Origin of the sequence: Bacillus sanguinis (genome assembly GCF_018332475.1) — a bacterium.
GTDB lineage: Bacteria > Bacillota > Bacilli > Bacillales > Bacillaceae_G > Bacillus_A > Bacillus_A sanguinis.
Genome location: NZ_BOQB01000618.1, coordinates 1 through 257 on the forward strand (window position 1 = coordinate 1; position 257 = coordinate 257).

Sequence of the window (257 nt, forward strand, 5' to 3'; positions counted from 1 at the left end):
ATGCAAAATCACAAATAAAATAAGGGCAGCTATGCTAGGCTGCCCTTATTTTATTTTTAATTTCATAATCCGCTATTTAATTTGAGGTATTTATAAACCTAGTACACTAACAATCTGACATGCTTTGGAATTTGCAATATGATAGTACATCTCTAACCCTCTTCTTTCCGAGCGGAGAATCTTGCCACGCATCTTAGATAAGTGCTGAGATACAGTTGATTGAGGGACATCTAATAGCTCTGTTAATTGTGTTACAT

At 35.0% G+C, this 257-nt stretch carries 1 protein-coding gene; it reads right to left on the reverse strand.

Annotated elements, in window-relative coordinates; translation table 11 throughout:
- Positions 1 to 90 precede the first annotated feature (90 nt).
- Positions 91 to 257: ArsR family transcriptional regulator (locus KI369_RS28880; RefSeq protein ID WP_212959046.1), on the reverse strand; the 167-nt coding region annotated here is incomplete at its 5' end.